Below are 24,879 nucleotides of genomic sequence, written 5' to 3' on the forward strand. Positions count from 1 at the left end.
GACCGGGCCTATTCGGCCGCTTTGGCCAGGCCGTCGTCGTCCTGATCGTCAAGCGACGACAGTTCGACGTTGAGGCCCAGCGAGCGCATTTCCTTGACCAGCACGTTGAAGCTTTCGGGAATGCCGGCCTCGAAGGTATCGTCACCCTTGACGATCGCCTCATAGACCTTGGTGCGGCCGACGACATCGTCGGACTTGACCGTGAGCATTTCCTGCAGCGTGTAGGCCGCGCCATAGGCCTGAAGCGCCCAGACCTCCATTTCCCCGAAGCGCTGGCCGCCGAACTGGGCCTTGCCGCCCAGCGGCTGCTGGGTGACGAGGCTGTAGGGGCCGATCGAGCGGGCGTGGATCTTGTCATCCACCAGGTGGTGCAGCTTGAGCACGTACTTGCAGCCGACGGTCACCTTGCGATCGAAAGCTTCGCCCGTGCGGCCGTCATAGAGCGTGACCTGGCCCGATTCGTCGAGCCCGGCCTTGCGCAGCATGGCGGTGACGTCGGCTTCCACCGCGCCGTCGAACACCGGCGAACCCATCGGTACGCCGTTGCGCACGTTCTGCGCCAGTTCCACGATCTCGTCGTCGCTGCGGGTGCTGATATCCTCGGCGTAGTTGTTGCCATAGATATCCAGCAGCAGCTCGCGCACCGCCGCCGGCGGCTCGCCCGCTACGGGATCGGGGTTGGCTTCGCGCCAGGCATCCAGTGCCGCGCCGATCTTGTGGCCAAGACCGCGCGCTGCCCAGCCCAGGTGGGTTTCGAAGATCTGCCCGACGTTCATGCGCGAGGGCACGCCCAACGGGTTGAGCACGAAATCGACCGGGGTGCCGTCTTCCAGGAACGGCATGTCTTCCTGCGGCAGAATGCGGCTGATGATGCCCTTGTTGCCATGACGGCCGGCCATCTTGTCCCCCGGCTGCAGCTTGCGCTTCACCGCCACGAAGACCTTGACCATCTTGAGCACGCCCGGCGCCAGCTCGTCGCCGCGCTCCAGCTTTTCCTTGCGGTCCTCGAACTTTTCCTGGATCGCCTTGATCGCGGCATCGTACTGCGCCTTGGTCGCTTCCAGCTGCTGCTGGCGCGCATCGTCGGCAACGGCGAACTTCCACCATTCGTGACGCTCGACATCGGCCAGCACCTGCTCGTCGATCTCGATGCCTTTCTTGATCCCCTTGGGCGCCGCGGTGGCCACCTGGCCCAGCAGCATGTCCTTGAGGCGGTTGAACGTGGCGCGGTTCAGAATCGCCCGTTCGTCCTCGCGGTCCTTGGCAAGGCGTTCGATTTCCTCGTTCTGGATGGCGCGGGTGCGGTCGTCGATCTCGATCCCGTGGCGGTTGAACGTGCGTACGTCGACGATCGTGCCCGAAACGCCCGGCGGCAGACGCAGCGAGGTGTCGCGCACGTCGGACGCCTTTTCGCCGAAGATCGCGCGCAGCAGCTTTTCTTCGGGCGTCATCGGCGATTCGCCCTTGGGCGTGATCTTGCCGACAAGGATGTCTCCCGGATGCACTTCGGCGCCGATGTAGACGATGCCCGCCTCGTCGAGGTTGCGCAGCGCTTCCTCGCCCACGTTGGGAATGTCGCGGGTGATGTCTTCTGGCCCGAGCTTGGTGTCGCGGGCCATGACTTCGAACTCCTCGATGTGGATCGAGGTGAAGACGTCTTCCTTGACGATCCGCTCGCTGATCAGGATCGAATCTTCGTAGTTGTAGCCGTTCCAGGGCATGAACGCGACGAGCACGTTCCGCCCAAGCGCCAGTTCCCCCAGCTCGGTGGAAGGGCCATCGGCCAGGATGTCACCCTTTTCAACCACTTCGCCCACCGAAACCAGCGGGCGCTGGTTGATGCAGGTGGACTGGTTGGAACGTTCGAACTTCTGCAGCGTGTAGATGTCCACGCCCGATTTGCCCGGCTCCACGTCGCCGGTCACGCGGATCACGATGCGGGTGGCATCCACCTGATCGACAATACCGCCGCGCAGCGCGGCAATGGCCGCACCCGAATCGCGGGCCACGGTCTCTTCCATGCCGGTGCCCACGAACGGGGCATCGGCCTTGAGCAGCGGCACGGCCTGGCGCTGCATGTTCGAACCCATCAATGCGCGGTTGGCGTCGTCGTTTTCCAGGAACGGAATGAGCGAGGCGGCGACCGAGACGAGCTGCTTGGGACTGACGTCCATCAGCGTTACGGATTCGCGCGGCGCCATGACGAATTCGCCGTTCTGACGGGCCGAAACCAGTTCCTCGACGAAGGAGCCATCGGCATTGGTTTCGGCCGAAGCCTGCGCCACCGTGTGCTTCTGCTCTTCCATGGCCGAAAGATACACGACTTCCGACGTCACCTTGCCGTCGATCACCTTGCGGTAGGGGGTTTCGATGAACCCGTACTTGTTGACGCGGGCAAAGGTGGAAAGCGAGTTGATCAGGCCGATGTTCGGCCCTTCGGGCGTCTCGATCGGGCAGATGCGGCCATAGTGCGTGGGGTGCACGTCGCGCACTTCGAAGCCCGCGCGCTCGCGGGTCAGACCGCCCGGCCCGAGGGCCGATACGCGCCGCTTGTGCGTCACTTCCGACAGCGGGTTGGTCTGATCCATGAACTGCGAAAGCTGCGAGGAGCCGAAGAACTCGCGCACCGCGGCCACTGCCGGCTTGGCATTGATCAGGTCGTTGGGCATCACGGTCGACACGTCGACCGAGCTCATGCGTTCCTTGACCGCGCGCTCCATGCGCAGCAGGCCGACGCGATACTGGTTTTCCAGCAGCTCGCCCACCGAACGCACGCGGCGGTTGCCGAGGTTGTCGATATCGTCGACTTCGCCCTTGCCGTCCTTCAGGTTCACCAGTTCCTTGACCACCGCCAGGATATCCTCGGTGCGCAGCGTGGTGATCGTGTCGGGGCAGTCGAGGCCCAGGCGCATGTTCAGCTTGACGCGGCCCACGGCCGACAGGTCATAGCGGTCGGCATCGAAGAACAGGCCGTCGAACAGGGCTTCGGCGGTTTCGCGCGTCGGCGGCTCGCCCGGGCGCATCACGCGATAGATGTCGGCCAGCGCGTGATCGCGATCCTCGGCCTTGTCGGCCTTCATCGTGTTGCGGATCCAGGGGCCGGTGCCGACGTGATCGATGTCGAGCAGGTCGAGCCGGTCCACCCCGGCGCGATCGAGCACATCGAGGTTTTCGGGGCCGACTTCATCGCCCGCTTCGATCCAGATGCGCCCGGTCGCTTCGTCGATCAGATCCCTGGCGGCATAGCGGCCGAAGATTTCCTCGGTGGGGATCAGCAACTGGGCCAGGCCGTCCTTGGCCGCCTTGTTGGCCGCACGCGGCGAAATCTTCTGCCCGGCGGGGAACACCACTTCGCCCGAGGCGGCATCGACGATGTCGAATGCCGGCTTTGCCCCGCGCCACTGGTCGAGCACGAACGGTACTTTCCACCCGCCCTCGGCACGCACCCAGGTGACCTTGTTGTAGAAGTAATCGAGAATCTGTTCGCCATTCAGGCCCAGGGCATAGAGCAGCGCGGTAACCGGCAGCTTGCGCTTGCGGTCGATGCGGACATTGACGATGTCCTTGGCGTCGAATTCGAAATCGAGCCACGAGCCGCGATAGGGAATGACCCGCGCGGCGAACAGGTATTTGCCCGAGGAATGCGTCTTGCCGCGATCGTGATCGAACAGCACGCCTGGCGAACGGTGCATCTGCGACACGATCACACGCTCGGTGCCGTTGATGATGAACGTGCCGTTGTCGGTCATGAGCGGGATATCGCCCATGTAGACGTCCTGCTCCTTGATATCGATCAAGCTCTTGGTTTCGGTTTCGGCGTCGACTTCGAACGTGGCGAGCTTGAGCGTCACTTTCATCGGCGCGGCATAGGTGATGCCGCGCTGGCGGCACTCGTTAACGTCGTACTTGGGCGCCTCGAGCACATAGCCGTCGCGCTCCTTGATATCGAGGCTGGCGGTGCCGGCGAAATCCTGGATCGGAAAGACCGAACGCAGCGTCTTCTCCAGGCCCGAGACATAGCTGGTGGCCGGATTGGAGCGCAGGAACTGCTCGTACGATTCGCGCTGAACCTCGATCAGGTTCGGCATCTGCACCACTTCGTGAATGTCGCCGAAGATCTTGCGGATGCGCTTTTTCACGCCGGCGCGGGCTTGAGCCTTGGTTGCCATGGGAGGTGTATGCCTCTTTGCTGTAACGGGCCGGCGCAAACCGGCGGAAATCTGCCATGCGCGGCGGTGGCACGACATTCACGCAAAAGAGGCCGCGTGGCACGACGCACCTTTTGCAGATGCCCGTTGCCAGCAGCCTTCGCGTGATGCCGAAACCCGCCGCTTCCTTCCGTGGAGCCTTCCCCCGCGCATGGGATGGCCTTGCTCGAAACAGCAGGTAATGTCGTGCCATATAGGGCCGCCCGGCGCAAAGTCAAAGAGACAAAGTCAATAGGAGAGATGTCCGGCGGGGCGCCGGCATGCGGAAAAGGCGATCAATTCTGCAAACGGCCGTTTACGCCACCGAAATCATGCGCGGAGTGGACACGACGTTTGCGTTCTGTTTACCCTGATCGCATAGGCAGGGCTCGCGCGGCGCTGCCCGTGCGCCACGACGTTTCCACCCGCCGGATTTATGGACGACAGATTCGCCTTCATCTTGCCGGTCATGCATTTTGCATTCGGTGTCGCCGCCATGCTGGCGGGCCGGTGGCGGGTGCCGAGCGCGCCATGGTGGGCAACCGGGTTTCTTTGCAGCGCTGGCGGTTTCGGAATGCCGGCATTCGCTTTCCTGATGGACAATGTCGCCCGCGCGACCATTGCGACGACTCTCTTCGCCATCGCTTTCTTCTGCTTCGGCCAGGCTTTGTGCGAACACTTCGGCCTGCGCCGTCATCATGTACCGCTGCGCGCGGCCATCGCTTTGGGTTCGAGCGCGGTCAGCATCTGGGCCTTGGCCGAAAACAACCTGCGCCTGCATCTGGCCGCTTCCGACGCGGGATGCGCGCTGCTGCTGGCAGTGCCCCTGCTTCTTGCGCGCGGCCGCACCCGGCGCAGCGGCGATCGTGCGCTGGTGGCGACGAGCTGGATCGCGGCCGTCGATTGCGGATCGCGCGTGGCGGGCATCCACTGGCTGGCAAGCGGGGGCATCGCCGATTTCGCCAAGACGCCTTATGCGTTCCTCTACCAGGTGACCGGCTCGCTCGTCGGCGTGGCCTTCGCCATGGCGGCGCTCGCTTCGGTAATGATCGGGGTGCTGATGCGCTATCGCGACTGGGCGATCTGCGATCCGCTGTCGGGCCTGCTCAACCGCCGCGGGTTTGACGAGGCGCTCGCCGCGCGCGCCGCGAACGAGCGGGCCCACGCGGCGGTGATCGTGTGCGACATCGATCATTTCAAAGCGGTCAACGATCGTTTCGGCCACCATCGCGGCGACGAGGTGATTGCCCTGATGGCCGGCACGATCGATGCCCACCTGCCCGCCCGTGCCCTTGCCGCCCGCTTTGGCGGGGAGGAATTCGTGATCTATCTGCCGCAGCCGGGGCGGACACTGGGCACGTCGCTGTCGGGGCTCGTTTCCGTCACCGCCGGCGCGGCCGAACTGGCCGATACGATGCGCCGCGATTTTGCCGCCCGGGCGCAGCGCCTGCTGGGTCGTGATCACCCGGTCACGGCAAGCTTCGGCATTTCCGCCGTGACGCCCGACGATCCAGGCCTCGACCAGACAGGCGGCGGCGTGGCGCTGGATGCAGCGCTGCGCCGGGCCGATCAGGCGCTTTATCAGGCCAAAAGCGCCGGGCGGGACTGCTGCATGGTCAAACCCGCCATGGCTCCGCCCGGCGCGGCGATATCTCTGCGGCCTGCGGGAAAAACGCCCGCTCCGGCCTGATCCCGCCAGGTGGCGCATGTGCGATGCGGCCTTGACAGGCGCGGCGCGTCTGGTAGGGGCCGCACCCGGACAACGGCCGTGCGCCGTCGTCCATCCGTCCGAGACAGTCGGTGCCCGGGGGTATGCCCCAGGCTTAATTTCCGGCCTAGGCGGGGAAAAGAGATTTCACGGCCGCACGCTCCGCCCAACGCGGAACGTGGTGCCCGATGCGGCTTCTGCCGCGCCGCCTCCTTCCCTTGTCGAACGGACTCGCCCCTCTTTGCAGGGCACCATCGCGTGCCATGCAGGCAGGGACAAACGTAGCCGGCCGCAAGGGGCTTTGCCCCCTGTGGCCATTGTGAAGGAGTAAGGCATGGATCGTTCGCAAAAAGCCGAATCGGTCGCTTTCCTCAACGAACTCGTGAGCGGTTCGGGGGCGGTCATCGTCACTCGCAACCTCGGCATGACGGTGGCCCAGTCCACCGCCCTGCGCACGAAGATCCGCGAGGCTGGTGCGACCTACAAGGTTGCGAAGAACCGTCTTGCCAAGCTTGCCGTCCAGGGCACCGATTACGAAGGCATTGGTGAATTGTTCACCGGTCCCACCGCCATCGCTGCTTCGGCCGATCCCGTCGCCGCCGCCAAGGTGATCGTCGAGTTCGCCAAGACCACCGACAAGATCGAAATCGTCGGTGGCGGGATGGGTTCGCAGGTTCTCAGCCCCGATGGCGTCAAGGCCCTGGCCACGATGCCCTCGCTCGATGAACTGCGCGCCAAGCTTATCGGCCTCGTTCAGGCTCCGGCCACGAAGATCGCCCAGCTCGCCACCGCTCCGGCGGCGAAGCTGGCCCGCGTCTTCAACGCCTATGCCGAAAAGAACGCGGCCTGAGCCGGTTCAAACGACTTCTGCCCGGATGGCCCGCATGCCGCGGGATCGGGCGCCACCAATTTACGGAGTGAATCATCATGGCCGATATCGCCAAGCTTGTTGAAGAACTGTCGCAGCTTACCGTTCTCGAAGCCGCCGACCTCGCCAAGGCTCTCGAAGAAGCCTGGGGCGTGAGCGCTGCTGCCGCCGTGGCCGTTGCCGCTGCCCCCGCCGCCGGTGGCGACGCCCCGGCTGTCGAAGAAAAGACCGAATTCGACGTCATCCTGACCGGCGACGGCGGCAAGAAGATCCAGGTCATCAAGGAAGTCCGTGCGATCACCGCGCTCGGCCTGACCGAAGCCAAGGCCCTGGTCGAAAGCGCCCCCAAGGCAGTCAAGGAAGGCGTGTCGAAAGCGGAAGCCGAAGAAATCAAAAAGAAGATCGAAGAAGCCGGCGGCACCGTCGAAATCAAGTAATCTTCTTCGGGTTTTCCCGGCGAAACGGAACAAGGGCGGCGCCGCGGGGCTCCACCCTTTTTTCGTGGGCAGAGCCGGCCGCGCCGGGCTGACTTTCGCTTTCCCCTGGCGTGCCCAGCCCTTATGGGCGGGGCATGACCGCTGCCGCCCTTCCCGCCCCGCCCGCCCGGCCCCGGCCGCCCGCTGCCAGCGAGTGGCGCGAGATGCTGCGCCTGGCCGCGCCCCTGGTCGGGGCTAATCTGTTGCAGATGGCGGTCTTTGCCGTCGATGTGCTGTTCGTGGCACGGCTGGGGGCCGAAGCGCTGGCGGCTTCCTCGCTGGCCGTATCGATTTTCGGCCTGCTGATCTGGAGCCTCGGGGGCCTGGTCGGCTCGGCATCGCCGCTGATCGCGGCGGAACTGGGCCGGCGCCGCCATGCCGTGCGCGAAGTGCGCCGCACGGTGCGCATGGCCGCATGGGTAGGCACGCTCGCGGCGCTGCTGGCCATGGCCTTGTGCCACCTGGGCGGCCCCCTGCTGCGCGCCACCGGGCAGGCCGAAGCGGTGGTGGTGCGCGCCGTGCCGTTCCTGGCGGTGCTGTCGCTGGCCTGCGTACCGGCCGTCCTCGCCTCGCTGCTGCGCACGGTGGTTTCCACGCTGGGCCGGCCCGGCATCGGCACTGCGATCACCGCCATGGCCGTGGCGGTCAATGCCATGGGCAACTGGGTCTTCGTCTATGGCCATGCCGGAATGCCGGCAATGGGCCTGATGGGTTCGGCCTGGTCCAGCGTGGCCACCAGCAGCGCGATGCTGGCGGCCTATGCCCTGGTCATCCGGCTGGACCGCAAGCTGCATCGCTATCGGCTGCTCGGCCGCTGGTGGCGCCCGGAATGGCGCCGCTTTGCCGATGTTTGGAAGATCGGCCTGCCGATCTGGGCCACCATCGTGGCAGAAGCAGGCCTGTTCAACAGCGCGGCCCTGCTGATCGGACGGATCGGCGAAATCCAGCTGGCGGCCCATACCGTCGCCCTGCAACTGGCCAGTATCGCGTTTCAGGTGCCCTTCGGCCTGGGCCAGGCGGCAACGATCCGCGTGGGCCTGGCCTATGGCGCGCGCGATCATGCCGGGATCGCCCGCGCTGGCTGGACGGCTTTGGCCATGAGCGTGGCTTTCATGGCCACGACGGCCGCCGTGATGCTGGCCGCGCCGCGGCTGATCCTTGGCCTTTACATCGATGTCGCCGATCCGGCCAATGCCGTGCTGGTTGCCTATGCGTTGCAGTTCCTGGTGGTTGCGGCGGCGTTCCAGTTGTTCGACGGGGTGCAGGCCACCTGCAGCGCAGTGCTGCGCGGCCTTCAGGATACCCGCGTGCCGATGGCCATTGCCCTGTTCGGCTATTGGGCGGCGGGGCTGCTGACCGCGATCTGGCTGGGGCTCTACACCCCGCTGGGTGGTGTGGGCGTATGGCTGGGATTGATGACCGGGCTGGTCTGCGTGGCCGGGATGCTGCTGTGGCGCTGGCACCGCCGCGGCCGGCTGGGCCTGCTGCCCTGACCGGCCCCGTCCGAAGGCCTCGTCCGGCAGCCCCGCCCGGCAGCCCTGTCCAAAGGCCCTGTCCGAAGTCGATACCCCTCCAGACATGCCGATCCGGTGCAAAGAATCTGCATTGCCCCTCTTGACGCTGCGGCACCATCCCACCCATATGCGCGGCGCTGGCACTCTCAGGTAGAGAGTGCCAGCGCCGATTTCGTAAGCCAATTCTGATTGGAAGAGGGAGCAACCCATGACTTTCCGTCCGTTGCACGACCGCGTGCTGGTGCGCCGCGTCGAAGCCGAGGAAAAGACCGCCGGCGGGATCATCATCCCCGACAGCGCCAAGGAAAAGCCCGCCGAGGGCGAAATCGTTGCCATTGGCACAGGTGCGCGTGCTGAAAACGGCACCGTGACCCCGCTTGACGTCAAGGTGGGCGATCGCGTGCTGTTCGGCAAGTGGTCGGGCACCGAAGTTAAGGTGTCGGGCGAAGACCTGCTGATCATGAAGGAAGCGGACATCCTCGGCGTGATCGCCTGATCGCCCGGATTTTCACTGCCTTTTCAACCCGAATTCAAAGGACAAGAACATGGCTGCCAAGGACGTACGCTTTTCGCGTGACGCACGCGAACGCATCCTCAAGGGCGTGGACATCCTCGCCGACGCCGTCAAGGTGACGCTGGGCCCCAAGGGCCGCAACGTGGTGATCGACAAGAGCTTCGGCGCGCCGCGCATCACCAAGGACGGCGTTTCCGTCGCCAAGGAAATCGAGCTTAAGGACAAGTTCGAGAACATGGGCGCCCAGATGCTGCGCGAAGTGGCATCGAAGGCCAACGACAAGGCCGGTGACGGCACCACCACCGCGACCGTGCTGGCTCAGGCCATCGTGCGCGAAGGCATGAAGTCGGTTGCCGCCGGCATCAACCCGATGGATCTGAAGCGCGGCATCGACATCGCCGTGACCAAGGTCGTCGAAGACCTCAAGGCGCGCTCCACCCCGGTGGCGGGCTCGTCGGAAATCGCCCAGGTCGGCATCATCTCGGCCAATGGCGACGTGGAAGTCGGCGAAAAGATCGCCGAAGCCATGGAAAAGGTCGGCAAGGAAGGCGTGATCACCGTAGAAGAGGCCAAGGGCCTCGAATTCGAACTCGATGTCGTCGAAGGCATGCAGTTCGATCGCGGCTATCTCTCGCCCTATTTCATCACCAATGCCGAAAAGATGGTGGTGGAACTCGAAAATCCCTACATCCTGATCCACGAGAAGAAGCTCTCGTCGCTTCAGTCGCTGCTGCCGATCCTGGAAGCGGTGGTGCAGTCGGGCCGTCCGCTGCTGATCATCGCCGAAGACATCGAAGGCGAAGCGCTGGCCACGCTGGTAGTCAACAAGCTGCGCGGCGGCCTCAAGATCGCCGCCGTCAAGGCACCGGGCTTCGGTGATCGCCGCAAGGCCATGCTGGGCGACATCGCCACGCTGACCGCCGGCGAAATGATTTCCGAAGACCTCGGCATCAAGCTTGAAAGCGTGACGCTGGGCATGCTCGGCCAGGCCAAGAAGGTCACGATCGACAAGGACAACACCACGATCGTCGATGGCGCCGGCGCTCCCGACGACATCAAGGCCCGTGTCGAGCAGATCCGTGCCCAGATCGAAGTCACCTCGTCGGACTACGACCGTGAAAAGCTGCAGGAACGCCTGGCCAAGCTGGCCGGCGGCGTGGCCGTGATCAAGGTTGGCGGTGCCACCGAAGTCGAAGTGAAGGAACGCAAGGATCGCGTTGACGATGCCCTGCACGCCACCCGCGCCGCGGTGGAAGAAGGCATCGTGACCGGTGGCGGCACGGCCCTGCTCTATGCCACCCGCGCTCTCGAGGGCCTGACCGGCGCCAATGAAGACCAGACCCGCGGCATCGACATCGTGCGCCGCGCGATCTCCTCGCCGGTCAAGCAGATTGCCGAAAACGCCGGTCACGATGGTGCCGTCGTTGCAGGCAAGCTGCTCGACCAGAACGACGAAGGCATCGGCTTCAATGCCGCGACCGAAGTCTATGAAAACCTCAAGGCCGCAGGCGTGATCGACCCCACCAAGGTCGTGCGCACGGCACTTCAGGACGCGGCCTCGGTCGCCGGCCTGCTGATCACCACCGAAGCGGCGATCTGCGAAAAGCCGGAAGACAAGCCTGCGCCAGCCGGCATGCCCGGCGGCATGGGCGGCATGGGCGGCATGGACTTCTAAGTCCGGCCGAACGCCTGCGAAACACGAAGGGCCGTCCGGGAAACCGGGCGGCCCTTTCCGTTGTCCCCGAACACGCCGGCCTACCCGCGCCGCACGCGGAAAAAATCGCGCAGCAGGGCCGCGCTTTCGGCCTCGCCCAGCCCGGCATAGACCTGGGGCCGGTGCAGGCAGGCAGGCTGATCGAACAGGCGGGCACCATGTTCCACCGCGCCGCCCTTGGGGTCGGATGCGGCGTAATAGACGCGGGCCAGGCGAGCATGGACAATGGCGCCGGCGCACATCGGGCACGGCTCCAGGCTGACCCACAGTTCGCATCCTTCCAGCCGTTCCTGCCCCAGTGCAACGGCCGCGGCGCGGATCGCCAGAATTTCGGCATGGGCCGTGGGATCATTGAGTGCACGGGGGCGGTTATGCGCGGTGGCGATTATCTGGCCGGCTTTGACGATCACCGCGCCGACCGGCACTTCGCCGTCTGTCGCGGCCGCCCGGGCCTGTTCGAGCGCCAGTTTCATCGGTTCGGGCAGGGGCCAGCGGGTCATGCCTCAGGCGCTTACCATAAAGCCAAGGTGCAGCAAGGCATCGCGCCAGCGAATCCTTGACTCCGGCGCCGATTTCGATAAAGGCGCCACCTTCCAGACAGATCATCAGAACACGAAGCGAGTTTTCAGCCATGTCGCGCATTTGCGAACTGACCGGTAAGGGCCGCCAGATCGGTCACAACGTAAGCCACGCCAACAACAAGACCAAGCGCGTGTTCCTTCCCAACCTGCAGAACGTCACGCTGATGTCGGAAAAGCTGGACCGCAGCTTCAAGTTCCGCGTCTCGACCCACGGCCTGCGTTCGGTGGAACACAATGGCGGCCTCGACAACTGGCTGCTCAAGCAGGACAACGACAAGCTGAGCACCCGCGCGCTCCGCGTGAAGCGCGAGCTGGTCAAGGCCGTCGCCACCGCCGCCTGAACTATCGCGTTGCAAAAGGCGCTCAAGAAAGGACCGGGGCTTTCCCCGGTCTTTTTTATGGCCTGCCGGCCGGCAGCTTGAGCTTGAGCAACAACGTGCGCTGCAGCCAGACCATCTGGTTGCTGTCGGAAATCAGCCAGATCGCCGTGCCGCCGTCAGTCTCGGGCGTGGCAACCATGCCTTCGTAATTGTCGCGGGTGCGCGGATCGTCGATCCAGGCGATCGGGTGCGGTTCCACCCGCGCGCCGGGGCGAACCACGCGGGGATCGTCCAGCATCGTCACCACGCTGCGAAAACCCGCCAGCGTGAATTTCCGTCCCAGTATCAGCAGGCGCCCATCGGGCATCTGGGCCAGCTCGACAGGGCGATAGCCTTCGGGCATGATCACTTCGAACCGGGCCGGAGGCTGGCCGGGGCGCGGCATGCCTGGCCAGATCAGGCCGGCATGGTGCCGGCGCGACCACCAGTGGGCATAGACTTCCGCGATCACGACAGTGCGGCCATCGGCCAGCCCGCGCAGCGATTCGGGCCCCTGGTTGTTGGGCCACCCCTTAAGCGCGGGCACTGCGATAGGGCGATCGTGGCGGAAATCGGCCCTGAACAAATGGAACCGGGGCGCCCCTTCATAGCCGATCAGCACGGCGCCGCTGCGTGGGTCGATCGAAACCGCTTCGCTATCGGTGTCGATCTCCTGCCCCGGCCAGGCCGGGTGGATCGTCTCCCGCTGCCAGGTGCGCCAAGGCAGCGGCCGATCGGGCCGGGTGAAGACCATGACGGCATTGCGATCGCTCACCGCCAGCAGATCGCGGGCACTGCGCACGGCCAGCGCGGAGAAATTGCCGAAATCGTGGTTGGGGCTGGTCAGTTGCCAGGCCCCTTCTACAGTCAATGCGCCATAGCGGAGCGGCGGCCCGCCCGCGCGCAGGCCAGGCAGCAGATCGCGAAAGACCACCTGCTGGACAGGATTGGGCGGCGGAAAGGGCTGGCGCACGTAGATCGCGGGAACAAGCGCGAGTACGAGAAGGACAAGGGCGATCCGGCGCATCGGGGGCGGCCTTCGCACGGATGGCCGGCGCGGGAAAGGCCCGTGCGCATCCTGCGAACATTTCGACGTGTTCAGGCCGGCAGGAACACCAGCGCCTTGCCGTTCATGCAATAGCGCTTGCCCGTGGGCGGTGGGCCATCATCGAATACGTGGCCCAGGTGCCCGCCACAGCGACGGCAATAGACTTCGGTGCGATCCATCCCGAACGAATCGTCGCTGCGCAGGCCGACAGCGCCCTGCAGGGGCTGCCAGAAGCTGGGCCAGCCCGTGCCGCTTTCGAACTTGGCGGCAGAGGAAAACAACGGCAGGCGATCGGCGGCGCAGGCGAAGGTACCCCGGCGATGCTCATTCAGCAGCGCAGAGGAAAACGGCCGTTCGGTGCCCGCTTCGCGCAGGATATGGAATTGTTCGGGAGTCAGCAGACGGCGCCATTCCGCTTCGCTGTGCCGGACCGGGAAAACCTCTTTCGAAGCGGCAGGGCTGGCGCGGCAGGCGCCGGCCATGGGCAGGGCAAGTCCGGCGCCCAGCCAACCCAGCAGGCGGCGGCGCGACGTGATGGAGGCGGGAGGGGGCAAGCCTTCAGTCGTTACCATGGGCACCTTTGAAGGGCTGGTGGGCAACCGGATCAAGATGGTCTTGCGGGCGGCGAGGGGGCAGCCCACCCGCAAGACGCGACCTATCTACCGCACATTGGCTGAACCGCGCGTGAGCGACGCTTTCAGCCTTTGGCAAGGCGGCGGCCTGCTTTCACCTTGCGCCCGCGCGCCGGCCCCGATTTCAAGACCGTGCGCCGGAACAGCCGGGCGCCCAGCCGCACGATCAGCATCACGCACAGCGCCTGCCAGGCCAGCGCCAGCATGTGGGGCCATAACGCCGGATCGCGCGCGGCACGGGCCAGCATGGCAAAAGGCGAAGACAGCGGAAAGGCGATGCTTGCCCAGTCGATCCAGCTGTCGGGCCGCGCCAGGGCATAGCTGGCAAAGAAGAAGACCATCAATTGCAGCATGGTGACGGGCATCGAGAGCGTCTGCACTTCCCGGACCGTGGTCGCCATGCCGCCGATCGACAGGAACAGCGAGCCCAGCAGCAGATAGGCCATGGCGAAATAGGCAAAGCCCAGGGCCAGGAACAGCGGCCAGCCTACCGCCGGCGCCGCGAGCACCGGCAGCGCTTTCATGCCCATCAGCAACACCCCGCCCCAGGCCGTGCCCCACACCGCCATGCCGACCAGGCTGACCCCCAGCATGGCGAACAGCTTGCCCAGGAACAAGGCATCCATGGGTATCGACGCAGCCAGGACTTCGATGATCTTGTTGGCTTTCTCCTCCACCAGGTTGGACAGGACCATGCCGGCCAGCAGCATCGTGAGCAGGAAGAGAACGATTTGCCCGGCCTGCGCCGTGGTCACCTGCCCGCTCTGCTCCTTGGCGACGCTGGTGGCCACTTCATCCACTGCCACCTGCGGCAGCGGCAAGGGGGCCGCGCTTTGCGCGCGTGCGGCAAACAGCGCGACCATGCCCTGCCACATGCGCACCCTCTCGGGCGTGCCGGTGAGCACGGGATGAGCCAGAGTGCCCGAGACGACTGCGGCAAGCGGACCGGGATTTTCGCCCCCGGCGTCGTGGCGCCCGGCCAGCGCGGCGCGCGCGTCGTATGGCCGTCCGTTCCACGGCGCATCAAGGACGACGAAGCCGGGCACGTCGCCCGGCACGGCGTCGGCGAGCGCGCGATGCGCTTCGATCATGCGTGCCGCCTCGTCGGCCGGCAGGGCGATGCCCACCTGCGGATGATCGAGATCCTGCTGCACTTTGGCGCCGATCGCTCCTGCCATGCCGCCCACGAATAGCGGGAACATCGGCCCCAGAAGGAAGAAGACGAAGCTTTTGGAAAAGATCACCGCCACGAAATCGCGGCGGGCAATGACCCAGGCGGCGCGCAGCTTTTCGGGAATCATCGGCCCTTCTCCTTGCCTTGCGCCTGCTCCTGGGCATTGTCTTGCAGCGCTCGCGCCGCTGCTTCCCCGGCGATCGCGACAAAGGCATCGTGCAGGCCGGGACGCTCGATCGACAGCGAAAGGATGCCCGCTTCCCCTTCGATCAGGGCGCGCAGCAAGGGCTCCACGCCGCTATCGGGCAGGCTGAAATGCCACAGCGCCCCGTCCAACCGCGCATCGGGCGGCAGGGCCGCACGCCAGGCCCCGTCGCGCGCGCGCGTTTCAAGTCGCACTTGCGGGCGCAGCCGGTCGCGCGCTTCGTCCACCAGGCCGGCAAAGGGCACTTTGCCACCGGCAATGATCGCCACCTGGTCGCACAGCCGTTCGGCATGAGCGATGACGTGGGTGGAAAAGATCACCGTGGTTCCGCTTTGCGCCAGGCCGCGGATCATCGTTTCCAGCCTGCCCTGATTGAGCGCGTCGAGCCCCGAAAACGGCTCGTCGAACACGACCAGTTCGGGCCGGTGCACCAGCGTGCCGAGCAGTTGCACTTGCTGGGCCATGCCTTTGGAAAGCTGGCGGATCTGCCGGTCGGCGGCATAGCCCAGGCCGTGTTCGTCCAGCAGTTCGCGGGCCCGGGCACGCCCGGTCTTGAGCGGGACGCCACGCAGCGCGGCCAGAAACGCGATAGCCTCGGTCGCTTTCATCGCGGGATAGAGGCCGCGCTCTTCGGGCAGATAGCCGATCCGCCGTGCCACTTCGGTGGGCCGCTCGTGCCCCAGCACGCGCCGCACGCCCTCGTCGGGATCGATGATGCCCAGAAGCATGCGCAGCGTGGTTGTCTTGCCCGCGCCGTTGGGCCCGAGAATGCCATAGATCGCGCCGCGCGGCACGCGGATGTCCACCCCGTCGACCGCGGTGAACCCGTCGAAGCGCTTGATCAGGCCCTGCGCCTCGATCGCCCAGCCGTCGCCCCGCTCAATCACTGTGTCTTGCCCGATCACTGTGTCTTGCCCAATCGCCATTCCCGCTGCATGCCCTTTTCGATCGCATGGTTACCACCTCATGGATGCGAGAGACACAAGACTTGGTTAAGGCCGCGCCATCCTTCCCGCTCGAACACCGCCTGCGCGAACAGGCGCTGGCGCTGGGGTTTGCCGCATGCGGCATTGCCCCGGCGTCCGACGATCCGGCGCGGGCGGCGCGGCTGCGGCAGTGGCTGGACGAAGGGCGCCATGGCAGCATGGAATGGATGGACACGCGCCACGAGCAGCGACAGGCACCCCGATCGCTGTGGCCCGAGGCGCGCAGCGTGATCGCGCTGGGCATGAGTTATGCCCCCGCGCACGATCCCCTGGCCCTTGCCGAAGCCGGGGATCGGGGCCGCATTTCGGTCTATGCCCGGGGGGCGGACTATCACGACGTGGTCAAGCGCGCGCTCAAGGCTCTGGCGCGCTGGCTGGTCGCAGAGGAGCCGGGCGCGCAGGTGAAAGTCTTCGTCGATACCGCGCCGGTGATGGAAAAGCCGCTCGGCCAGGCGGCGGGCCTGGGCTGGCAGGGCAAGCATACCAACCTGGTCAGTCGCCGGCACGGCTCGTGGCTGTTCCTGGGCGCGATCTATACCACGCTGCCGCTGGTCCCGGATGCGGCCCATGCCGATCGCTGCGGCACCTGCAACGCCTGCCAGGCGGCCTGCCCGACAGACGCTTTTCCGGCACCTTATCAGCTCGATGCGCGGGCCTGCATTTCCTATCTCACGATCGAGCACAAGGGGCCGATCGAAGAACGCTACCGGTCGGCGCTGGGCAACCGCATCTATGGCTGCGACGATTGCCTTGCCGTGTGCCCTTGGAACCGCTTCGCCAACGCCGCGGCCGACAATCGCGCCTTCCTGCCGCGCGCGGAACTTGTCGCGCCGCGTCTGGCCGAACTGCTGGCGCTTGACGATGCCACGTTCCGCCAGGTCTTTGCCGGATCGCCGATCAAGCGCATCGGGCGCGATCGCCTGGTGCGCAACTGCCTCTATGCCGCCGGCAACAGCGGCGATGCCGCGCTGGCCGGGCCGGTCCGCGCCTTGCTGACCGATCCCGATCCGGCCGTCGCCGATGCGGCGCGATGGGCGCTGGCGCGTCTGGAACCGCGCTGATCGCGTGCTGTTCCGTCCAACCGGCAGACTGGGCGGTCTGCCGGCTGGCCAGAAAGCGTTTTAAATGCGGGCGCTTACACGTAGGCCATAGGTGCGCGGCGCGCCGGGAATGTAGACTCTGCCGAAGAACGGCGAGTTCTGGTAATAGGTCTTGTACTGGTGATCGAGCAGGTTGCGACCCCACGCCGAAACCGTGAATTGCCCGACATTCAGGCCGAGCGTCGCATCGATGAGCGTCCCCCCGCCGATTTCCGAAGCCGCCCGATTGTCCGGCTCGGTAAAGCTGGTGGTGGTATAGCGCGCCATGACGCTGCCGATCAGGTTCAGCCTGGAGGTGAGCGGCTGTTCCAGCGATATGCCCCCGTTGGCCGACCACCGCGGCGAGAATGGCAGGTCGCGCCCGGCGCAGTTGACGGCCGGCGACGTAACGTTGCCCTGGCGATCCCGGGTCGCGGCAATGCACGCCGGGTAATCCTGGAATTTCGCGTCCGTATAGCCAAGGCCGAAATTCAGGGAGATCGCACGGCTCAGCCGGGCCGTGCCTTCGGCTTCGAACCCGTAGATCCGCGCTTTGGCCGCGTTGACCGAGCCGGTGAGATTGAGCGCGGCATTGATCTGCTGGACAACCTGGACGTTCTCGTAATCGGAATAGAACGCTGCGATGTTCAGCGAGACGCGGTGATCGGCAAAGACCGTTTTCAAGCCGGTTTCGTACGTGGTCAGCCGTTCAGGCCGCACGACGAGATACTGCAACGAGCCCGGATCGAGGCTGGTGTTGAAACCGCCACCCTTGAACCCGCGCGATACCGACGCGTAGACATTGATATCGGGCGCGAACTTGTAAGTGATGACCCCCCGCGGACTGAAATCGCGCGAACGCAGCTTCTGCTGCGCGAACAGCTGCGTTACCAGCAGCGTGGGCGGCAGAGGCCCGTAATTGAAGCCGATGCTCTGCGGCTGGTTGAGCAACCCGTCCTGGTTATCCCACGTGTAGCGGCCACCGACGGTGAATTCGAATTTGCCGACTTCCAGCGACGCTTCGCCGAACAGCGCGTAGGAGTTGGTAGCGACGGTAAGCCGGTCGCGGATGGTGGGAGTCGACGAGGGGAAGAAGGTGGCCGGCAGAGTCGTGCCGGGAGGCCCGAATGGCGAAGGAATGGAAGGCGGCGCCAGCGCGGCCAGATTGATCGTTTCCCCAGCCTGACGCTGATAGCGTTCGTAATAGTAATAGGCACCCACCAGCCAGCGGAACGCACCGGGTGCGTCGGGCGCCAATCTGATTTCCTGCGACAGGGTCGATTGCGACCGGCGCTCGGAATTGGTGAAAAAGAACTGCGGCGTCCCGTCGCCGTCGCCGGTCGTATTGAATGTGCTGCTGTCGAACGCGGTGATCGAGGTGAGGTTGAGCTTTCCGAAACCGAGCTTGGCGTTGGCGGAAAAGCCATAGTTCTTCGACAGCACGCGCTGATCGGTTGAACCGGCCTGCCGGAAGGCATAGGGGTTGGTACTGGCGATGACGGTGACGTCGTTGCTGTCGGCGTAATAGCCGGTAATCGTCATTTCGCCGCGGCTGCCGGTGGGTGCCAGGCGCACGCTGCCGCGCACGCTGGTGCGCTTGGACGAAGGCCCGCTGGAGCCGGTGTTGACGTTCTTCACATAGCCGCCACCATCGATATGCGAGGCGGAAAGCGACGCATAGAGCGTGTCCGGCACGATCGGGCCGGACAGGCCACCCCGCAGACTGACCCAATCATAGTTGCCATATTCGAAATCGGCGAACCCGCGCAGCGTCTTGCTGGGCGCGCGAGTGACCACCCGGATGGCCCCCGCCATGCTGTTGCGCCCGAACAGGGTGCCTTGCGGCCCGCGCAGCACTTCGATGCGTTCGACATCGACCATGTCGACGTTGGATTGCACCGGGCTGGCCTGATACACGTCGTCGATGAACACGCCCACGCTCGATTGCAGGGCGGCGCGGGTGGACACGCTGCCCACGCCGCGGATCGTATAGCGCGTGCTCTGTATGCCCTGGCCCTGAACGATGTTGAGGTTCGGCACGATGCGCTGAACGTCTTCGAGCTGCCGGGGATTGAGCTTCTGGAACTGGTCTGCGTCCACCGCGGTAATGGCGATGGGCACGTCGGTCAGGCGCTGCACGCGCTTTTGCGCGGTCACGATGATATCGGTGGTGGAAACCGTGCCGGCCGTTTGCGCCTCGGCGCCGGTCGTTTCCTGGGCCTGGCCGTCGACGCGATCAGCGCGCACACTGCCGGCGACAAGACTGCTCTTTCTCATGGTCATCCCTCTCTATTTTCTGTTTTGTGCACCAATGTAATGGAGTGTTTCGTGTTTACCCGCGAAATGATCAGGCCTGCCGCCACCAGAACGATCAGCGTGATGGCGGAAACGGGGCCGGCGTGCTGATACAGGACGCCTGAACACAGCGGCCCGATTACCCGGCCCGAACTGGCAATGGCTTCCACCGTCCCCACGAACGCCCCCGCTGGCCCTGCGGCGCGGCTTTGCTGACCAGGCTGTGGAACAGGGGCTGCGACAGACCCAGGCCCACGACCATCAGGCCAAGCCCGATCCTGCCGACCCCCAGATCGGCAGGCAGCATGGCAACGAGGCCGCCGAGAATCACCATGCCCAGCGTCAGGCGCAGCATGCCGTCATCACCCACCCGCCGGGTGATCGGCCCCGTCGCGAGAACCTGCAGCACGATCATGAAACTGCCGACCGTGGCGAGGAAAAATCCGAACTCCCTGGCGCCGAAGCCCAGCTTGTCGCGCAGGTACAGCGGCATCACCGTGTCCATGGACGACTGGATCGACTGCTGGAGGAGGACCTGGGCGGCCAGCACCAGACCCCCGGCCAGCATCATGCCGCGAATGTTGAGCTGGGGGCGCGAAGGCGGCGATGACGGGGCAAGGCCCTGATGGCCGGCGCCGCGCGTTTCCTTGACGGCGATCACGATCACCAGTGCCGAGACGACCGACAGCCCGGCCGAACACCAGGCCACCAGATCATAGCGGAACGATGCCCCGCTGCCGCCGACCACGCTGGAAATGGCATTGCCGAGCACCATGCCCACCGCAACGATCGCCATGAGATAGGCCATGAACCGCGCCCGGTCGTGCTCGCGCGTCATGTCGGCGACCATGGAAACGGCGATGGGCAGGTTCGCGGCCATCGCGCCGGCCACGAACCGCGCGACGAACAGCAGCGGAAGTCCGTCGGAAACCGCGGTCAGCGCGCTGGCCACGCCCGACCCCAGCACGGTGAACAGCAGAACCGGCCGGCGGCCGAACCGGTCGCTCGTGATGCCGAACACGGCCATGGCGATCATGCCGGCGATGGCCGCGGTGGCGACCAGGGCCGAAAGGATGAACGGACTCGCTCCCAGCTGCGTGGCCAGGAACGGCACGGTCGGCATCATCATGCCGAGCGAGGCGAACTCGCAGACAAGCGCAACATAAAGGGTTATCAGACGCATCTGCCGTATAAATCCTCATCCCGACCGGTCCGGCCGCGTACAGGTCTTCGGGCCTGTTTGTTACGCGAATGGCGGACCGCAAAGCACTGGAAACGGGTAGTTTTGCCCGCTCTGCGTTGCTTCATGTAACATGTTAAGTCACACCGCCGCGAGTGGGATAGGTGAGGTCCCCTAGTCCAAGATGTACCTATCCGTTGCAAGGAAAACGGCGTTAGGATGCCTTTGGAGGAGAAATAGAATGGCGGTTTCAATTGAAACTGATCTGGCAATCCGTGATCTCTATGCGCGTGCTGTCCAACTGTTCGATAACGACGATCAGCGATGGCTGGATCACTGGGCGGCCGATCCGGAATTTCATTTCCCGGCGGACGAAGCGGGCGGCCGGCCCGAGATGCTCCTCAATTCGCGCGAAGCGTTGAGCGGCATGGTCACCCAGGCAAACGCGATGCTGTCCAACAGGGGCTTGCATCACTTCACCAACCTGACGTTCGACGAAATCGAGGGCGGCGCCGTGCGGGTCAGGGGCTATCTGCTGCTGGTGGTAAGCGGATCGGGCCCGGCCGAACCGGCCGTGATCTTTCAGAACAGCCGCATCGACGATATTGTCGTGCAGGAAAACGGCACCTGGAAATTCAAGCGCCGCACCGTGGGCGCGCTGTGGAGCTGAGCCGCAATCGCGCATAGCAGCAAGCGAAAACGCGGCGCGATCACCCAACGTGCAGAGCGCGCCGCATTTTCCGGAAAGACCGCCTGGCCTGGAAAGACCGCCAGGGAATGCCGTCCCCTCGGCATTGCCTGGCGGCATCACGATCAGAACACGTCGAAGATCATCGCCGGTTCGCCCACGAAGGCCTTGCCATAACCTTCGTAGTTCTTGGCCTGGATCGCCATGTGCGCCTGGCCGGTCATCACGTCGCGCATGATCTGCTCTAGCGGGCTGTCTTCGAAAATGCCCGAGGTTCCGCACAGCTCGTACAGTTCCTGCATCACCTCGACACAGACGCGCGCCATATAGGTATTGATAGTCTGCGACACGAGATGATCGGGCTTGCCGATGTGCTCGCCCTGGTTGTAGCGAGCCCAGCAATCGTCGATCATTTCATAAAAGGCGGCGCGGGCCGCGCGCAGCTTGGCCTCGCATTCGGCGATGCGATACTGCACCACCGGGCGCTGGGTCAGCGATCCGCCGGTCATGCCAACGGCAATCGGGGCCTTGTCGCGGCCAAGCTGATAGAAGTATTCCAGCGCGTGCCGGGTCGCCCCCAGAAGCACCGCGGCATGGCCGCCGATGCCATGCGGCCCGGGCGAGGTCAGCGGCTTGCGATGGGGATCGAACCGGGCGAAGGCCATGTCGACTGGCACGAACGCCCCATCCAGGCGGAAACGCCCGGAATGCGTTCCCCGCAACCCCACGGTGTTCCAGCTGCCTTCGACGACCGAACCTTGCGAGACCGGCACATAGCCGATGAACATTTCCGGCATCGGGCCGCCCGCGCCGCCCGCAGACGGCGGGAACGACGGCGCGGGGGTGTTCTCGTCAGGCACGATCGTGAAGCCGGCGATGTAATGGGTGGCATGAAGGGTGTTGGACGCCCAGGCCCACTCGCCATCGATGATACGGAAACCGCCATCCACCCGCACCGCGCGCCCCAGCGCCCCGGGGGTGCCGGCAATCACCGTCCGCCGATCGGGAAACAGTTTCCGGGCGCCCGAAAGCGGCAGGTTCATGGCGAGCGTCGCGGCCGCCAGGTGGACGAGGATGCTCCACCCCGCCGCGGCGGTGCCGCGGCCCAGTTCCTCCATCACCCGAAAATGCGTGGCGTAATGCCAGAAGCTGCCACCGACTTCCCGGGGTGCCCCGGCGATATAGCAACCGATGTCGGCGATCTTGTCGACGATATCGGCCGGAAGCCGCTTGCCTGCATCGATTTCGGCCGCGCGGGCACGCAATTCGGGCACGAGCGCCCGGCATGCGGCGATGGCCGCCTTGCTGCGCTCGTCCAGCGGAATGCGCTGGATCTCGTCACGAAAGGGTGGATATTCGATGACCTGAACCGGGAACATGCCCGCGTTTAGGTGCCACTTTGATCGGCTGGCGCCCCAAGGGATCGGGTTTCGCCATCTCGACGACTTTACTGGCCATTTCAATCTCCCTATGGATGACTCGACCATGTCATCACCTGCTGGCCCCAGACATAGGGAGACTCCCCTAACCAGTGCGCCGGAAGCTTTTGCGCAGGATCCGGTGGGTGGTATAACCGCGCTTTATCAATCTCTTGCGATGGATCTTTTCCATTGCGACAGCCTGGAAGCTGTCAAGCAAAAGGCCGTCTCGCGCATCACCAGGGCGATCGGGGCAGACGGCAGCCTGTTCATCTATTCCACCACCGATCGTGGCGTGATGCGGATCGAACATCACTTTTCCGACGTGCCGGCGATGGAGGATGCGGTGCTCAGGGCGAGGGCCGAACTGAGCGGCGACGATCCGGTTTTCTCCACTTTGCGGCAGCATCTGGAAACTTCGCCGGTCGCGGTGGTCGACATTGCCGATCTCGAAGGGATCGAGGCCTTTCGCAATTCGGAAACCTATCGGCGCGTCTACGATCAGCACGGCTTTCGCCAGGTGATCGTCGGCATGGTCACGCCTGTGGCGGGCACGGTTGCCGTCGTCGCTCTGTTCCGCACCGATATTCTTCGCCCTTTTCGGCCGGCCGACCGCCAGTTGGTGGAAGCGACGATGCCCATGCTGGGCGAGACCGTCCGCCGGATCGCGCTTACCGATGCGCTTGTCGGCCGGCTGGGCGCGAAGCCGGTCAATGCCGATTTCACGCTGCACAGTGCAAGGCCGATCGACCAGTTCCTCCCGACGCCGGCCGCCCCCGCCCCTGCCGGCCCGCTGGATTCCGGTCCGCGCCGGTCGGTACTCGACAAGGATGTGGACGAGGCGGAAATGCGCCTGCGGCTGCTGACGCCGCGGGAACGGCAGCTGACCCGCATGCTGGCGGAAGGGCAGACCAATCCCCAGATCGCCCTGCAGATCGGCATCAGCCGCAAGACCGTGGAAATTCACGTGTCGTCCGTGCTCCGCAAGCTCGAACTGCGCAACCGCACCGAAGTGGCCTACCTGGTGCAGGCGCTCAACGCGCGCGGCCACGAATTGCGCGCCCTGCTGATGTGCACCCACACCACGGAAAAGGAAAACGCCGGGCGGATCGGCCCGGCGTCCTGAAGCACTTGGCAGCCAATCCGGATCAGTCGTGGTGGCCGGTTTCCGAAGGATCGAACACGATGTCCGTCAGTACCGGCGGTTGCTGGCCCTTGACAGTGGCACTGTCACGATAATCGTTGCGGATCATGTCGGATGCGGTTTCATTGCGCGGATAATTGCGCACGAAATCGAAATAGGCCGCCAGCCCGCGGTCCGAACGGGTCAGGTTGTCCAGCCGGGGGCTGATCGTCCGCATCACCGGATCGTCTTCGCGGTTCAGCTGCAAGCCGAACTGCTCGACCATCTTGATATGCATGTCGCGGAACTGCTCGTCGCCCGCCTTGTCGGATTGCTTGAGCGTGCCCGTCACGTTGAACGTACGCGTTACCGGCCCAGCAACCGCCAGCCCGCACGACATCATGAATGTCGGCCGCCCGGCGATATCGCTTTCAAGCTGGATGCAGTTGGTGCCCCACAGCGTCACGTTCTGGCGTGACGGGCCAAGCCCGGGCACGACCATGTCCTGCGCGTAGGAAATCGTGCGGCCCTGGATCGGGAACGAATCCGGCGTTTCGGTAAAGCGGATCCCGTGCACCGAGACGAGGTGCTGCAGATCGAGCGCGTTGGAATAGAGCATGAAAGGGTCCATCGGCACTTCGACCGACCGGATCGTGCTGATCTGGAGATCCTGCTCCGGCACGCTGAAACAGGGCGTGGGATAGGCCGGCTCTTCGCCGTTGTAGGCCCATACCAGGCCAAGCACTTCGACCGTGGGAAAACGGAACAGCCGCGCGCGGCCCGGCGGCGTATCACCAAGCGCGGTGGCGACGCACTTGCCCGACTGGTCATAGCGCCAGTGGTGATAGGGGCAGCGCAGTTCGTCGCCGATCACGGCGCCGATCCCCAGGTCCACCCCCAGGTGGCGGCAGAATGCGCTCAACACCTGCACCGTTCCGCTGGTTCCGCGATAGACGACCACGCGTCCGTCGAGGAATTCGTACCCTTTCACTTCCCCGGCTTTGACTTCGCTGGAAAGGCAGACGGGGTACCAGTTTTCGTCATACCCGCCCACGCCCTGCGGCACGAAGCGGGCGCCGCGGTCATAGATTCCCGGTGATTCGATATCGGCCATCATATGTCTCCCAAGC

General features: G+C 65.0%; 20 protein-coding genes. 10 read left to right on the forward strand and 10 right to left on the reverse strand.

Going from position 1 to position 24,879, the window contains the following annotated elements; genetic code table 11:
- Nucleotides 1–8 precede the first annotated feature (8 nt).
- Nucleotides 9–4,169: a DNA-directed RNA polymerase subunit beta gene (gene rpoB / locus AC3EDY_RS02995; protein ID WP_488570980.1), complete on the reverse strand. Its 4,161-nt coding sequence runs from the start codon at nt 4,167–4,169 to the stop codon at nt 9–11.
- 592 nt (nt 4,170–4,761) lie between these two features.
- Between rpoB and AC3EDY_RS03000 the strand changes: the two genes are divergently transcribed.
- From AC3EDY_RS03000 to groL, 6 genes are all read left to right on the forward strand, one after another.
- Entirely contained in the window at nt 4,762–5,877 is a 1,116-nt protein-coding gene (locus tag AC3EDY_RS03000; RefSeq protein WP_488570981.1) for a GGDEF domain-containing protein, read from the forward strand.
- A 352-nt stretch (nt 5,878–6,229) separates the two neighbouring features.
- Nucleotides 6,230–6,745 carry a 50S ribosomal protein L10 gene (gene rplJ / locus AC3EDY_RS03005; protein WP_488570982.1) on the forward strand — a complete coding sequence of 172 codons (516 nt, stop codon included), beginning with the start codon at nt 6,230–6,232 and terminating at the stop codon, nt 6,743–6,745.
- Nucleotides 6,746–6,822: 77 nt separating this feature from the next.
- Complete coding sequence (gene rplL / locus AC3EDY_RS03010) at nt 6,823–7,200, forward strand: 50S ribosomal protein L7/L12 (protein ID WP_488570983.1); 378 nt, start codon at nt 6,823–6,825, stop codon at nt 7,198–7,200.
- 134 nt (nt 7,201–7,334) lie between these two features.
- Nucleotides 7,335–8,732, forward strand: coding sequence for an MATE family efflux transporter (locus tag AC3EDY_RS03015; protein ID WP_488570984.1), 1,398 nt, complete (start codon nt 7,335–7,337; stop codon nt 8,730–8,732).
- A 229-nt stretch (nt 8,733–8,961) separates the two neighbouring features.
- Nucleotides 8,962–9,249, forward strand: coding sequence for a co-chaperone GroES (groES, locus tag AC3EDY_RS03020; protein WP_488570985.1), 288 nt, complete (start codon nt 8,962–8,964; stop codon nt 9,247–9,249).
- Nucleotides 9,250–9,298: 49 nt separating this feature from the next.
- Complete coding sequence (gene groL / locus AC3EDY_RS03025) at nt 9,299–10,942, forward strand: chaperonin GroEL (protein ID WP_488570986.1); 1,644 nt, start codon at nt 9,299–9,301, stop codon at nt 10,940–10,942.
- A gap of 80 nt (nt 10,943–11,022) precedes the next feature.
- Here groL and AC3EDY_RS03030 read toward each other — a convergent pair whose 3' ends face one another.
- Nucleotides 11,023–11,481: a nucleoside deaminase gene (locus AC3EDY_RS03030; RefSeq protein WP_488570987.1), complete on the reverse strand. Its 459-nt coding sequence runs from the start codon at nt 11,479–11,481 to the stop codon at nt 11,023–11,025.
- A gap of 131 nt (nt 11,482–11,612) precedes the next feature.
- Here AC3EDY_RS03030 and rpmB point away from each other — a divergent pair, with 131 nt between their 5' ends.
- The gene (gene rpmB / locus AC3EDY_RS03035) at nt 11,613–11,903 is read left to right on the forward strand and encodes a 50S ribosomal protein L28 (protein ID WP_488570988.1); all 291 of its coding nucleotides are present in this window, start codon (nt 11,613–11,615) and stop codon (nt 11,901–11,903) included.
- Nucleotides 11,904–11,958: 55 nt separating this feature from the next.
- On the opposite strand, the gene AC3EDY_RS03040 is transcribed toward rpmB, so the two are convergent.
- From AC3EDY_RS03040 to AC3EDY_RS03055, 4 genes are all read right to left on the reverse strand, one after another.
- The gene (locus AC3EDY_RS03040; RefSeq protein ID WP_488570989.1) at nt 11,959–12,948 is read right to left on the reverse strand and encodes an esterase-like activity of phytase family protein; all 990 of its coding nucleotides are present in this window, start codon (nt 12,946–12,948) and stop codon (nt 11,959–11,961) included.
- Nucleotides 12,949–13,019: 71 nt separating this feature from the next.
- Nucleotides 13,020–13,541, reverse strand: a complete 522-nt coding sequence (gene msrB / locus AC3EDY_RS03045; RefSeq protein ID WP_488570990.1) for a peptide-methionine (R)-S-oxide reductase MsrB — start codon at nt 13,539–13,541, stop codon at nt 13,020–13,022.
- A gap of 125 nt (nt 13,542–13,666) precedes the next feature.
- Entirely contained in the window at nt 13,667–14,902 is a 1,236-nt protein-coding gene (locus AC3EDY_RS03050) for an ABC transporter permease (protein ID WP_488570991.1), read from the reverse strand.
- Nucleotides 14,899–15,906, reverse strand: coding sequence for an ABC transporter ATP-binding protein (locus AC3EDY_RS03055; protein WP_488570992.1), 1,008 nt, complete (start codon nt 15,904–15,906; stop codon nt 14,899–14,901). Before AC3EDY_RS03055 ends, AC3EDY_RS03050 begins: the two co-directional genes overlap by 4 nt.
- Before the next feature lie 44 nt (nt 15,907–15,950).
- Here AC3EDY_RS03055 and queG point away from each other — a divergent pair, with 44 nt between their 5' ends.
- Nucleotides 15,951–17,027, forward strand: coding sequence for a tRNA epoxyqueuosine(34) reductase QueG (gene queG / locus AC3EDY_RS03060; protein ID WP_488570993.1), 1,077 nt, complete (start codon nt 15,951–15,953; stop codon nt 17,025–17,027).
- A 60-nt stretch (nt 17,028–17,087) separates the two neighbouring features.
- Here queG and AC3EDY_RS03065 read toward each other — a convergent pair whose 3' ends face one another.
- Both AC3EDY_RS03065 and AC3EDY_RS03070 read right to left on the reverse strand, forming a co-directional pair.
- Nucleotides 17,088–19,328, reverse strand: coding sequence for a TonB-dependent receptor (locus AC3EDY_RS03065; RefSeq protein WP_488570994.1), 2,241 nt, complete (start codon nt 19,326–19,328; stop codon nt 17,088–17,090).
- A 151-nt stretch (nt 19,329–19,479) separates the two neighbouring features.
- Nucleotides 19,480–20,523, reverse strand: a complete 1,044-nt coding sequence (locus AC3EDY_RS03070) for an MFS transporter (protein ID WP_488570995.1) — start codon at nt 20,521–20,523, stop codon at nt 19,480–19,482.
- Between the two features lie 238 nt (nt 20,524–20,761).
- On the opposite strand from AC3EDY_RS03070, the gene AC3EDY_RS03075 reads away from it, so the two are divergent.
- Nucleotides 20,762–21,190, forward strand: a complete 429-nt coding sequence (locus AC3EDY_RS03075; protein ID WP_488570996.1) for a nuclear transport factor 2 family protein — start codon at nt 20,762–20,764, stop codon at nt 21,188–21,190.
- A 143-nt stretch (nt 21,191–21,333) separates the two neighbouring features.
- Here AC3EDY_RS03075 and AC3EDY_RS03080 read toward each other — a convergent pair whose 3' ends face one another.
- Nucleotides 21,334–22,587 carry an acyl-CoA dehydrogenase family protein gene (locus tag AC3EDY_RS03080; protein ID WP_488570997.1) on the reverse strand — a complete coding sequence of 418 codons (1,254 nt, stop codon included), beginning with the start codon at nt 22,585–22,587 and terminating at the stop codon, nt 21,334–21,336.
- Nucleotides 22,588–22,768: 181 nt separating this feature from the next.
- Between AC3EDY_RS03080 and AC3EDY_RS03085 the strand changes: the two genes are divergently transcribed.
- Nucleotides 22,769–23,752 carry a helix-turn-helix transcriptional regulator gene (locus AC3EDY_RS03085; protein WP_488570998.1) on the forward strand — a complete coding sequence of 328 codons (984 nt, stop codon included), beginning with the start codon at nt 22,769–22,771 and terminating at the stop codon, nt 23,750–23,752.
- A gap of 22 nt (nt 23,753–23,774) precedes the next feature.
- Here AC3EDY_RS03085 and AC3EDY_RS03090 read toward each other — a convergent pair whose 3' ends face one another.
- Entirely contained in the window at nt 23,775–24,863 is a 1,089-nt protein-coding gene (locus tag AC3EDY_RS03090; RefSeq protein ID WP_488570999.1) for a Rieske 2Fe-2S domain-containing protein, read from the reverse strand.
- Nucleotides 24,864–24,879: the final 16 nt, after the last annotated feature.

Source organism: Novosphingobium sp. DS6-6, assembly GCF_057784975.1.